Below are 11,989 nucleotides of genomic sequence, written 5' to 3' on the forward strand. Positions count from 1 at the left end.
AATTTAGTAATGACATACAACCGGTGTTCCGGAATCTACATTGTTGAACACCGTCTCTGCAACATCATACTGTAGGTTGACACATCCGCGTGACCCATGTTCCAGATACCAGTCCCCGCCAAAGTTCGTCTGCCACGGTGCATCATGCAGTCCGATTCCACCGTTAAACGGCATCCAGTAAGTAACCGGTGATTCCCATTCGTAACTTCCATCTTCCTTCTTTGGTCCACGAAGGGTTGTATCTTTTTCTTTGTATTTCAGAATATATACTCCCTGCGGTGTAGCATCTCCTCTGCTTGGCTTACCGGTAACGATCGGTCCCTGTGTCACAATTGCACCATTTACAAAAAGATACAGATACTGGTTTGTCAGATCGACTTCAACATAAGTATTCCCCCAGTCTGCTCCGTCATGACTTGCTGCAGTCTGTGAATAATTCGCCTCTCTCGTTACAGTCTCTCCATTGCGGATATTCGCTTCAAGGGCTGCAATCTCGGCAGCTTCATCAATGATCCATCCATAGTCTCCACCTTCAACCGTTGCACTGTTGCCACCTCCGGTTGTAAATGTTCTCTTTGTCTGGTAAGTGTCATACTTACTCTCCAGCTGCTGTACATATTTTACAACTGCATCACTGTTAAAGGTAACTGCCATGTTATCATCTACCGTTACCCACTGGGAAATCAGATCTTTATCTACAACTTCTGTATTCGAACCAAAGGTATAAGTGATACTTGCCTTCAGATACTTATTCATATCGTCACATGCTTTCTTCACTTCTTCTGACTCGATTGTGTATTTTGGTTCTACATAGCAGTCTTCAGCGGTCATGTCAATCTCGCTTTTGAAACCTTCGATTGATTCTTTCACTACCTTTTTGAAATTCTCGGTATCAATCTTACTTCCGGTCTCCCCGGCTTTGACTACATACGAATTGCCGTCATACTCCGGATGTGCATTTACCGGTTCAACCTGCTGATCTGCCTGCATACACTCGAGACCGTTAATCAGGGTATCCAGCTGGTTTTCGTCATATGTAACACCGACTGATGCCGTAATTGTCTGTGTCTTTCCAAGGCAGACCGGCCACAGAAATGCATTCTGCTCTTTTACGAGCTTCTGCAGTTCATCTCCTGCTTTGTACGCAAGAGAAATATCTGTTCCGGCAATCTTCTCTTCTGTTCCGTCTGATTCCTTCATCGTGAGAACATATCCATCTACCTGACTCTTCATGTATGACTCTACTGCCGAAACTGATTTTCCGGAGAAGTTCACACCGTTGATCTTCGTATTAAAATAAAAATGATTCATGAAATATACGGAAAATCCAAGGTAAACAACCGCTGCCACTCCAACCACAGCACCAACTACAATTTTAACCACTTTACCGGACTTTTTTGAGCCTTGCTTTTTCTTCCGTTTAGTTCTTCTATGCGGCTTTTCCTCTTCTTCATCAAAGAAAGAATCATCAAAAATTTCTTCCTCATCCGGATTGAATGCTTCTGCATCTTCACTGCTTAAAATATCTGCACTTTTAATAACCGGTGGTACTGCTGTCTCTTCTTCATCCCGCCATTCTTCTGCTCCATCCAGATCCAGAAGCCCGGTCTCTTCACGAACTACTTTCTTTTTCCGGCGCGGAGCCTTTTTCTTAACCGGTCGATCTTCGTCTGAGGCTGCTTTATAATCCACACCATCGCCAGATACGTGATGGCCTGAAGGACGTTTTGTTTTAGTGACTTTCTTTTTCCGCGGTCTTTCTTCGCTTTTCTGTTCTTTTTCATTGATGTCCTTCACCTCACTTACATTCTGCTCTCTGATCTCTTCCATGATTTCATCTACTGTGCTGTCAAGATTTCTTTCGTTTTTTTCATTCATACTTTTTTCACTCATTTATACTATTGACTTCCTTTTTTCACTCAATATGTAGTCATTATAATACGAAGGGGCGTGTAAATACAATACATAACTTTAACTTTCATATTTTTATCACTTGTTGGGATGGGAATCTTCTATTATAATAATGAGGTGATTTTGGGGGAATGAATGATTTGCGTTGTGATGACAAATAGAATAAACGAAATGTTTCAAATCCCATCGCGCAAGTGTTCTTCTGCTTTATTGTTCGTTTTTTGTTTTGACTGATTCACAAATTAATTCTTTATAAATAAAAGCTTACAGAAAGGATGGTATATAGTATGGCAGGATCTATTTATGGAAGATTGTTTCAGATTTCTACATGGGGGGAATCGCACGGAAAGGGGATCGGTGTTGTGATCGACGGATGTCCGGCAGGGCTTTCTCTTTCAGAGGAGGATATCCAGGTTTATCTGGATAGAAGAAAACCCGGACAAAGCCAGTTTACAACCGGCCGTAAGGAAAGTGATATGGCACAGATCTGGTCCGGCGTATTTGAAGGCCGGACGACCGGAACTCCGATTTCAATTCTCGTACAGAACCAGGATCAGCGTTCCCGTGATTACGGAAATATTATAAACACATATAGGCCGGGACACGCTGATTATACATTTGATGAAAAGTATGGTTTCCGTGATTACAGAGGAGGGGGACGCTCTTCCGGAAGAGAAACTACTGCCAGAGTTGCAGCAGGTGCAGTTGCTGCTAAGATTTTGAAAGAACTTGGCATTGAAGTACATGCTTATACGAAAGCAATCGGCCCGGTATCTGTTCCGGAAAATGAATACCATCCAGAAGAGATTTTCCAGAACCCGATTTATATGCCAAGCAACGCATATGCCCAAAAAGCATCTGCCTATCTGGAAGAATGTATTAAAAATCAGGATTCCTCAGGAGGCATCATTGAATGTGTTGTTACCGGTATGCCGGTAGGAATCGGTGATACTGTATTTGAAAAACTGGACGCCAATCTTGCCAAAGCAATGCTGTCCATCGGAGCAGTCAAAGGTTTTGAGATTGGTGACGGCTTTAAAGCTGCAGATACAAAAGGAAGTATCAACAATGATTCCTTCCATACAAAAGATGGAAGGATCACCAAAGACACCAACCATGCAGGCGGTGTCCTCGGCGGTATGAGTGACGGAAGCAAGATCATCTTCCGCGCGGCAGTAAAGCCGACTCCGTCCATTTCACAGCCACAGTCCACCGTCACCAAAGATGGAGAAAACACCGAAATGATCATTAAAGGACGTCACGACCCGGTCATTGTCCCACGCGCCGTCGTAGTCGTAGAATCTATGGCCGCAATCACGATCCTCGATCTGCTCTTCACCAACATGAGTGCCCGAATGGACAAACTCAAAAGCTTCTACGGCACTGATGTGGTGGCCTTATTTTGATATCTGATTTCCAAGATAAAACTTCATGTATATTTTGTATGTTTTATCTGCTATTGTACCGTCAGACTTCTATTCCATAAAGTTCCTCCTCATTTTTTATAATAACTGTCTGGACTTTGAAATAATTTCTGACACACAAAAAGCCACCTCAGTCAGGCAATGTCATTAAGTTAAGATGACCAATCAAGATCTTAGCATCAGAAATGATGCTAGGGTCTTTTTATTTTGTAATAAATGCTTGACATATGATTCGAAAGCGGCCCTTGTAATTAAGAACATCTTGATTGCAAGGAGGTAACGCATATGAGCAATTATATTAATCAAGTTTCAGATTCTCTAAAGAATCATATTTCGGAATTAGCTAACAATCCATGTTTATTTCTTCGAAACCCCAATGTCGATTTCTCTCGAAAACGAAAAATTGATTTCAAAACTTTTATAGGAATCATGATGAATTCGGGTGGAGCTACTATGAGTAAAGAACTACTTGATTTCTTTGATTTTAACAAAAATACTCCGTCTGTGTCAGCATTTACGCAACAACGTTCAAAAGTACTTCCAGAGGCTTTTGAATATTTGTTTAAATCTTTTACGGATGACAACCTTCCAATGAAAAACAATGATAAAACAAAACAGGTGAACTTTACAATCGCCATTTATATTTGTAGAGAATATCTCCGTAATAAACGCAATCTTAGTCCACCTAATGTGATTAACCTAATAGAAAAGCATGTATTACCAGTAAGACCTGGTCGAAAAGGCCCTCGCAAAGTCAAACCCCAGGCATCTGTAAGCTTTCTATATAGAGTGGCTTAATCATAGATAATTATAAGTTTTTTTGACAGATAAACAATCTGTCTTTTTGTTGTGCTGCAAAATAGACAAAAGAAAAAACACATCATATTTATCAAACAATTGCAAATATGATGTGTTTTATAATTATGTCAAAATTCTTAACTTAATGACATTGCCATTTAGCCTTGACTTTTTATTTGCGGGCTACTTATAATCCTTTTACAAACTCAACTGTATTTTTTATATCTTCCTCATCCGGATGTCCTTTTGCAATACCACCTACCAGTTTAAATGGACCAAATGTGTCATAACCCTTGCATCCGAATTTTCCTATCACTTTAGAACGCTTCTCGTCCAAAATCTGCTCTATGGATTTATAATTCGCACTTCCACCATAAGTACAGATCAGAAATACCTTTTTATCGTCCGGTAGATTCTTCTCTGCAAATCCCAATATCGACTGATGAAATTTTGAAAAATAGATTCCTGATGCAAATCCAATCATATCATAACTGCTCAGCTCTACATCTGGCTGTTTTACAGCATCAATCAAATCGACCTGGCATTCTTCTGCTATGCCCTTTACTAGTTTTTCTGTATTTCCATGATGTACAGATGCATATACGATTGCTTTTCTCATTTGTTTTCCTTTCTGCCTGCTCCATCAATCAGGTTATAACTCATATCCAAAAAGTCCAGTATCTTTGCTTCACTGACCGAACCATCCAGTAAAACTGTGATCCAGTGCTGCTTGTTCATATGGTATCCGGGTAAAAATCCATAAGTCTGAATAAGCATATTTGTCATGTCCGGATCACACTTTACGTCCATAATATCAACCGGCTCTTTTCCATCTAATCCCAGTTTCGATTTTTCAACCGTCATGATCACTGCATACCATTTCCCATTTTTATGCCGGAGTACTGCACTGTCCGGTAGTTTACTCCATAAATATTCCGGAATTGTGCCATACTTTTTCTGCACATATTCAAAAATTTCTTCTTTGTTCACGATCTATTCAACTCCTGATTCTTCTGTTATCCTGCCCTAAATTGAAAAAGCGCTGAATGTAACGATTATACTGCCTCTCACAGAAAGGAGAAACTGCAATGGCTGAGAGAAAGAACCAACTCTTTAAAAAGAAGAGATGCCTCTTCTCTTTCCATCTAATCTATTTTCTCGCTCTACCCTATCACACTTGCACCAAATGGCATGAAAGAAAGTCTTGCCATTTTAAAAAACTGCTTTCCAAATGGAATTCCAACAATCGTAATGCACCAAAGAAAACCAATTATCAGGTTTCCCAATGCCATTTCCCAGCCAAAGAACAGGATCCAGATTAAATTTACCAAAAATGAGAACATTCCATTTCCATACACAATTTCTTTTCCAAAAGGCCAGAATGCTAGAGATGCAAATTTAAAACATTGCAGTCCCACTGGGATTCCAATGATTGTAATACACCATATGCATCCCGCAAAAATCCATGCTAGTCCACCCAACACTCCTCCAAATATAAACCAGAGAATATTTCCTAATGTTCTCATAAGTGCATCTCCCCTATCTCCATTGTTTTAGTATTCTTTTGAAATTTCTCCTGTACCATCATGAGCATTTTTTCAAAAGACTGTGCAAACCTTACATCATCTTCTTCTGTTCGTTTTTTCGGTCCCTTGATATGATTCTTATGGGAACTTCTTCTGGCTTTTTTATTCAAATGACGTTCCATGAGCATCTGATCAATATTGTCATTCGTGTACCATTTGCCCGATTGATGAATGGCATATGCACCTTTTCCTAGTGCCATTGCTGCAACACCATAGTCCTGTGATACGACAATATCTCCTTTATGGCAGATACTAATCAGTTTATAATCTACTGCATCTGCTCCTGCCCCTACTACAATCACTTCGCTATAATCAGAATACAAAATATGATTTGTATCACACAGCAATGTAGTTGGAATATTATATTTCTCTGCTATTGTCTCGATAATACCTACTACCGGACATGCATCTGCATCTACAAATATCTGCACTAGTGCCTCTCCATTTCTTTTTATATCTAAAATCTACTACAATAGAATTATACCACTATTCCCTCTTTTCACCAAACACTATTCTAGCACCACATCCCGCCGCTGACACTCTCATAGCAGAACCATTCCCATAACTTCCGTATGGCTTAGGATTTCTTTCTCTAAACCAATACCTGAATCTTCCACCATAACCTGCATATGGATATCTTTTTCCCCAATCCTGCATGATAGTTACTACCGTTTCTTCTATTTTCTTTACTGTAGCTTCCGTTCCGACTGCAAGAAGAGCTTCTCCAACTGCTATTGTCATAACAGAATCATCTGTAAAGCTACAGCCTTTACTAAACAAATCAAACTTTTTTGGTGATTAACTAAAATTAGTCAATTCTTACCCGTTTTTTATTTTTCAAAAAAGCATCCATTTTCCTTATAAAACGGTTGCTTTTTCTCTAAACTATAGTATAATAAACCTTGTCGTGTGTATAGAAATACTAAACTCTAGGTTTATTTTTATTTTTACAAACAATTTACAGAAAGGAGCTATTTATGAACATCGGACAGAAAGTAAGGGAGCTCCGTATTGCGAAAAATCTTACCCAGGAAGAACTTGCAGACCGGAGTGAGCTTTCGAAGGGATTCATTTCCCAGCTGGAACGGGATCTTACTTCTCCTTCTATCGCCACACTGGTTGATATTCTGCAGTGTCTCGGCACCAATCTGAATGAATTTTTCAGCGATGACGAGGAAGAACAGGTTGTCTTCGGTGATGAGGATTATTTTGAAAAAAAGGATACTGATCTGAAGAATACGATTGAATGGATCATTCCGAATGCCCAGCGCAATATGATGGAACCGATCCGTCTTACCCTGGCTCCGGGCGGTGCAACCTACCCGGATCTTCCACACGAAGGTGAGGAATTCGGATACGTGCTTCAGGGTTCCGTCAAAATCCACGTAGGCAATAAGGTCTACAAAGCTAAAAAGGGAGAATCCTTTTATTTTACTCCCCACGCAAAGCATTATATAGAAGCATCGTCTTCTTCCGGGGCACGCCTGATCTGGGTCAGCACTCCCCCAAGTTTTTAAGTACACAGGAGGATTATACATATGCCAAACAAACTGATTGACATTGTTGGTGTTTCCAAATCATATGGAGACAATCTGGTTCTGGACGACCTGAACCTTTATATCAGAGAAAATGAATTTCTCACACTTTTAGGACCTAGCGGCTGCGGAAAGACAACGCTTCTGCGTATCCTCGGCGGATTCGAAAATCCGGACTCCGGAAAAGTAATTTTCGATGGAAAGGACATTACATCCCTTGCACCGAATAAACGGCAACTCAACACTGTTTTCCAGAAATATGCGCTTTTCACCCATATGACCATTGCTGAAAATATTGCTTTTGGTCTGAAGATCAAAGGGAAATCAAAATCTTACATCGATGATAAGATTCATTATGCATTAAAACTGGTCAATCTGGAAGGTTACCAGAACCGTTATCCGGATTCTTTAAGTGGGGGGCAGCAGCAGCGTATTGCCATCGCCCGCGCCATTGTAAATGAACCAAAAGTTCTTCTTCTGGATGAACCTCTCGGTGCCCTGGATTTAAAGCTCCGCCAGGACATGCAGTATGAACTGATCCGTTTAAAAAATGAGCTGGGAATTACATTTATCTACGTTACCCACGATCAGGAAGAAGCTCTCACCATGTCTGACACGATTGTTGTCATGAATCAGGGATACATCCAGCAGATCGGTACACCGGAAGATATCTACAACGAGCCGGAAAATGCTTTCGTAGCCGACTTCATTGGCGATAGCAACATTTTCAATGCCATCATGGTACGCGATAAGCTGGTCAATATTGTCGGTGCCGAATTCCCGTGTGTGGATACCGGATTCGGAACCAACAAACCGGTCGATGCGGTCATCCGTCCGGAGGACATCGATCTTGTAAAACCAGAAGAAGGTACATTAAAGGGTGTCGTTACCCATCTGATTTTCAAAGGAGTCCACTATGAAATGGAAGTCCTTGCCAACAACTATGAATGGCTGGTACACAGCACCGATATGTTCCCGGTTGGCACTGAGGTTGGAATCCATGTTGACCCGTTTGATATTCAGATCATGAAAAAACCAGAATCTGAAGATGAGGAGGCTGCAGGAATTGAAGAATAGCAAACGTCTCCTGGCAGGGCCATACCTTTTCTGGGCAGTTTCTTTCATTATCATTCCTCTGATCATGATCTTCTATTATGGTCTGACTGACAATGACGGAAAATTCACCTGGATGAACCTTGCCAAAATCACAACACCTGAGAATTTAAAGGCTCTGGGGCTTGCACTTCTGCTTGCATTTGTCAGCACAGTGATCTGCCTGATCCTTGCCTATCCTCTGGCAATGATCCTTGTCGGAAGAAATGTAAACCAGTCCAGCTTCGTAGTACTTGTTTTCATCCTTCCGATGTGGATGAACTTTCTGCTCAGAACTCTTGCATGGCAGAACCTCCTGGAGAAAAACGGTGTCATCAACTCCGTTCTCCATTTCTTCGGGCTGCCTTCATGGAACATTATCAACACACCGACAGCGATCATCCTCGGTATGGTCTACAACTTCCTGCCGTTCATGGTGCTGCCGATTTACAATGTACTTGTAAAGATTGACAAAGATGTTATTTCCGCAGCCAGAGATCTCGGTGCCGGAAATATCCAGACATTTACCAAGATCATCCTTCCGCTTAGTGTTCCGGGTATCATCAGTGGAATCACTATGGTATTTGTACCTGCACTTACAACCTTCGTCATTTCCAACCTCCTCGGTGGAAGCAAGATCCTTCTGATCGGAAATGTCATCGAACAGGAATTCCAGCAGGGAAGCAACTGGCATGTAGGAAGTGGACTTTCACTTGTCCTGATGATCTTCATCATTGCAAGTATGGCTCTGATCGCCAAATACGATAAAGACGGGGAGGGCACAGCATTCTAATGAAAAAGAAATTACAGAATTTATATTTACTGCTAATCGTGATCTTCCTCTATGCTCCGATCATGACACTGATGGTTCTGTCCTTTAACAGTTCCAGAACCCGTGCCAAATGGGGCGGATTTACCGGAAAATGGTATGTATCCCTTTTCCAGGATGAAGCGATCATGAGCACCTTATACAACACCCTGATCATCGCACTTCTTTCTGCGCTGATTGCAACCGTGATCGGAACTTTGGCTTCCATTGGAATCCAGAGTATGAACCGCAAATTCCGTACCTTTATGCTGGGTGTCACCAACATTCCGATGCTGAACGCAGATATTGTGACTGGTGTATCTATGATGCTGCTGTTCATCGCATTCCGTATGACCATGGGATTTACGACAATCCTGATCGCACATATTACCTTTAATATCCCATACGTCATTTTAAGCGTCATGCCAAAACTAAAGCAGACCAACCGGCGGACCTATGAAGCCGCACTGGATCTGGGTGCCTCCCCGATCTACGCTTTTTTCAAAGTCGTATTTCCGGATATCCTTCCAGGAATTCTTTCCGGTTTCCTGCTTGCATTTACCATGTCGTTGGATGATTTTGTGATCACCCACTTTACCAAAGGACCTGGAATCGATACCCTGTCCACCAAAATTTACAGTGAAGTACGAAAAGGAATCCGTCCGGAAATTTACGCACTCTCAACGATCATGTTTGTAACGGTGCTCTTCCTTCTCTTCCTGGTCAATTTAAAACCGGAAAAAGAAGTTCACGAAAAAGGCGGCACGATCCGCAAGCCATCCCGTGCACGCCACACGATGCGTCTTATCGTAACACGTGTCGTACCGGCACTGCTCGTGATCGTCATTACAGCCGGAGGATTTTTCTACAATTCAAAGACAAAGATTTCCGGCGCCGAAAAGGTAATTGTCTACAACTGGGGCGAATATCTGGACCCGGATGTCCTGGATATCTTTGAAGAAGAAACCGGTATCCAGGTAGTTTATGAAGAATACGAAACCAATGAGATCATGTACCCGAAGGTGCAGTCCGGCGCCATTTCCTACGATGTGGTCTGCCCTTCTGACTATATGATCCAGCGTATGATTGAGAATGATCTCCTCGCCGAGATCAACTGGGATAATATTCCGAATATCAAAAATATTGGACAGACTTACATGGATCAGTCCAAAGCATTTGATCCGGAAAATAAATACTCTGTTCCTTATTGCTGGGGAACTGTCGGGATCCTTTACAACAAAACCATGGTAGACGAACCAATTGATTCCTGGTCTGTTCTCTGGGATCCAAAGTACAAGGACAGCATTCTGATGCAGGACAGCGTCCGCGATGCATTCGGTGTTACCTTAAAATATCTTGGATATTCCCTGAACTCAACCGACCTGGACGAGCTGAACGAAGCGAAGAATCTTCTGATCAAACAGAAACCACTGGTTCAGGCATACGTCGTTGACCAGGTGCGTGACAAGATGATCGGAAACGAAGCAGCCATCGGTGTTATTTACTCCGGTGAAGCCATTTACACACAAAAAGAAAATCCAAACCTGGAATACGTGATCCCGAAAGAAGGATCCAATATCTGGATCGACTCCTGGGTAATTCCGAAGAATGCAGAGCATAAGGAAAATGCAGAAAAGTTCATCAACTTCCTCTGCCGTCCGGACATCGCACTGAAGAACTTTGAGTACATCACCTACTCGACTCCAAATGAAGCAGCACGGGAACTGATTGAAGACGAGTCCATCCGCAACAGCAAGATTGCATTCCCGGATGCAAGCGAGCTCTCCGGATGTGAGACCTTCAAATTCCTTGGAGATAAAAACGATGCTGTCTACAATGAATTATGGCGGGAAGTGAAATCAAAGTAATGTGGGAAAGAATTCTGAATTATACAATAACCGAACAGAAAACTTCCAATATCCATGAGTTTTTAAAAGCTCATGGATATTCTTCTTCTCTGATCCGGGCAATCAAAGAAGATACGGAAGGAATCCGTCTGAACGGGGAACCGGTACTGGCACGCACCCTTCTTACTCCCGGCGACCAGCTTGCCATCCGGATTACCGAAACAAAATTCTCCGAAAATATTGTTCCGTCAGATCTGCCTCTTTCGATCGTATATGAAGATCCGGACCTGCTGGTCATCAATAAACCTGCCGGAATGCCAATTCACCCTTCCCAGGGAAATTATGACAACACACTTGCCAATGCCTGTGCCTGGTATTTCAAAGAGAAAGGCGAGCCTTTTGTCTACCGCTGCATTAACCGGCTTGACCGGGACACCACCGGTCTTCTGATCATTGCCCGGCATCTTTACAGTGCCTCTCTCCTCTCTGCCATGATGGCACGCCGGGAAATCCACCGGGAATATCTGGCACTTGCCACGGGAATCGTCCCGGAAGACGGAATCATCACTGCTCCAATTGCCAGAAAAGAGGGTTCTACCATCGAGCGCATGGTCGATTTTAAACATGGTGAATATGCCTGCACCCATTATCGCAGGATTTCCATCACAAATACAGATCCGGTCTACTCTCTGGTTGCCTTAAAGCTGGATACCGGACGCACTCATCAGATCCGGGTGCATATGAATTACATCGGTCATCCGCTTCCGGGAGATTTTCTCTATAATCCGGATTACAGCCATATCAGCCGTCAGGCACTGCACTCACATCATCTGCGTTTCCGGCATCCAATCACAGGAGAAGAAATGCATTTCACAGCGCCTGTGCCTGAAGATATGTTACTCTGATAAATATATTTAAGTGATCCCCTTCCCCGGCACATAATACTCTTTTTATGGAAGAATTTTCCATATGTATTTTCCGGTCAAAC

13 protein-coding genes are annotated in these 11,989 nt (G+C 42.3%); 7 read left to right on the forward strand and 6 right to left on the reverse strand.

From position 1 onward, the window contains the following. Window positions 1-3: 3 nt before the first annotated feature. Entirely contained in the window at window positions 4-1,893 is a 1,890-nt protein-coding gene (locus tag NQ556_RS10200) for a L,D-transpeptidase family protein (RefSeq protein WP_008374924.1), read from the reverse strand. Window positions 1,894-2,198: 305 nt separating this feature from the next. Between NQ556_RS10200 and aroC the strand changes: the two genes are divergently transcribed. Together aroC and NQ556_RS10210 are read left to right on the forward strand one after the other, a co-directional pair. Further along, window positions 2,199-3,317, forward strand: coding sequence for a chorismate synthase (gene aroC, locus NQ556_RS10205; protein ID WP_022220355.1), 1,119 nt, complete (start codon window positions 2,199-2,201; stop codon window positions 3,315-3,317). A gap of 303 nt (window positions 3,318-3,620) precedes the next feature. Continuing rightward, on the forward strand, window positions 3,621-4,133 hold the full coding sequence (locus NQ556_RS10210; RefSeq protein ID WP_008374916.1) for a hypothetical protein: 513 nt from the start codon (window positions 3,621-3,623) through the stop codon (window positions 4,131-4,133). Window positions 4,134-4,320: 187 nt separating this feature from the next. Here NQ556_RS10210 and NQ556_RS10215 read toward each other — a convergent pair whose 3' ends face one another. The 5 genes from NQ556_RS10215 to NQ556_RS10235 all read right to left on the reverse strand — a co-directional run bounded on the left by NQ556_RS10215 (window position 4,321) and on the right by NQ556_RS10235 (window position 6,460). Beyond that, window positions 4,321-4,752: a flavodoxin family protein gene (locus NQ556_RS10215; RefSeq protein WP_008374914.1), complete on the reverse strand. Its 432-nt coding sequence runs from the start codon at window positions 4,750-4,752 to the stop codon at window positions 4,321-4,323. Then, window positions 4,749-5,123 (reverse strand): MmcQ/YjbR family DNA-binding protein, encoded by a 375-nt coding sequence (locus tag NQ556_RS10220; RefSeq protein WP_008374912.1) that lies wholly within the window; start codon window positions 5,121-5,123, stop codon window positions 4,749-4,751. Before NQ556_RS10220 ends, NQ556_RS10215 begins: the two co-directional genes overlap by 4 nt. A 173-nt stretch (window positions 5,124-5,296) precedes the next feature. After that, window positions 5,297-5,659, reverse strand: a complete 363-nt coding sequence (locus NQ556_RS10225; RefSeq protein WP_008374910.1) for a YccF domain-containing protein — start codon at window positions 5,657-5,659, stop codon at window positions 5,297-5,299. Beyond that, the gene (locus NQ556_RS10230; RefSeq protein WP_008374908.1) at window positions 5,656-6,150 is read right to left on the reverse strand and encodes a YaiI/YqxD family protein; all 495 of its coding nucleotides are present in this window, start codon (window positions 6,148-6,150) and stop codon (window positions 5,656-5,658) included. Before NQ556_RS10230 ends, NQ556_RS10225 begins: the two co-directional genes overlap by 4 nt. Window positions 6,151-6,205: 55 nt before the next feature. After that, complete coding sequence (locus NQ556_RS10235) at window positions 6,206-6,460, reverse strand: hypothetical protein (protein WP_008374906.1); 255 nt, start codon at window positions 6,458-6,460, stop codon at window positions 6,206-6,208. Between the two features lie 236 nt (window positions 6,461-6,696). Between NQ556_RS10235 and NQ556_RS10240 the strand changes: the two genes are divergently transcribed. From NQ556_RS10240 to NQ556_RS10260, 5 genes are read left to right on the forward strand one after another with little or no spacing between them, the layout of a single operon-like run. Beyond that, window positions 6,697-7,236 carry a helix-turn-helix domain-containing protein gene (locus NQ556_RS10240; protein ID WP_008374904.1) on the forward strand — a complete coding sequence of 180 codons (540 nt, stop codon included), beginning with the start codon at window positions 6,697-6,699 and terminating at the stop codon, window positions 7,234-7,236. 21 nt (window positions 7,237-7,257) lie between these two features. Continuing rightward, a complete protein-coding gene (locus tag NQ556_RS10245; RefSeq protein ID WP_022220521.1) occupies window positions 7,258-8,331 on the forward strand; it encodes an ABC transporter ATP-binding protein in 1,074 nt (357 codons plus the stop codon). Continuing rightward, window positions 8,303-9,139, forward strand: coding sequence for an ABC transporter permease (locus NQ556_RS10250; protein ID WP_008374901.1), 837 nt, complete (start codon window positions 8,303-8,305; stop codon window positions 9,137-9,139). The genes NQ556_RS10245 and NQ556_RS10250 overlap by 29 nt, the downstream gene beginning before the upstream one ends. Further along, window positions 9,139-11,022, forward strand: a complete 1,884-nt coding sequence (locus NQ556_RS10255; RefSeq protein ID WP_008374899.1) for an extracellular solute-binding protein — start codon at window positions 9,139-9,141, stop codon at window positions 11,020-11,022. The genes NQ556_RS10250 and NQ556_RS10255 overlap by 1 nt, the downstream gene beginning before the upstream one ends. Continuing rightward, window positions 11,022-11,906 carry an RluA family pseudouridine synthase gene (locus tag NQ556_RS10260; RefSeq protein WP_022220523.1) on the forward strand — a complete coding sequence of 295 codons (885 nt, stop codon included), beginning with the start codon at window positions 11,022-11,024 and terminating at the stop codon, window positions 11,904-11,906. Before NQ556_RS10255 ends, NQ556_RS10260 begins: the two co-directional genes overlap by 1 nt. Window positions 11,907-11,989: the final 83 nt, after the last annotated feature.

The organism is Coprococcus comes ATCC 27758 (assembly GCF_025149785.1).
GTDB classification, from domain to species: Bacteria; Bacillota; Clostridia; order Lachnospirales; family Lachnospiraceae; genus Allocoprococcus; species Allocoprococcus comes.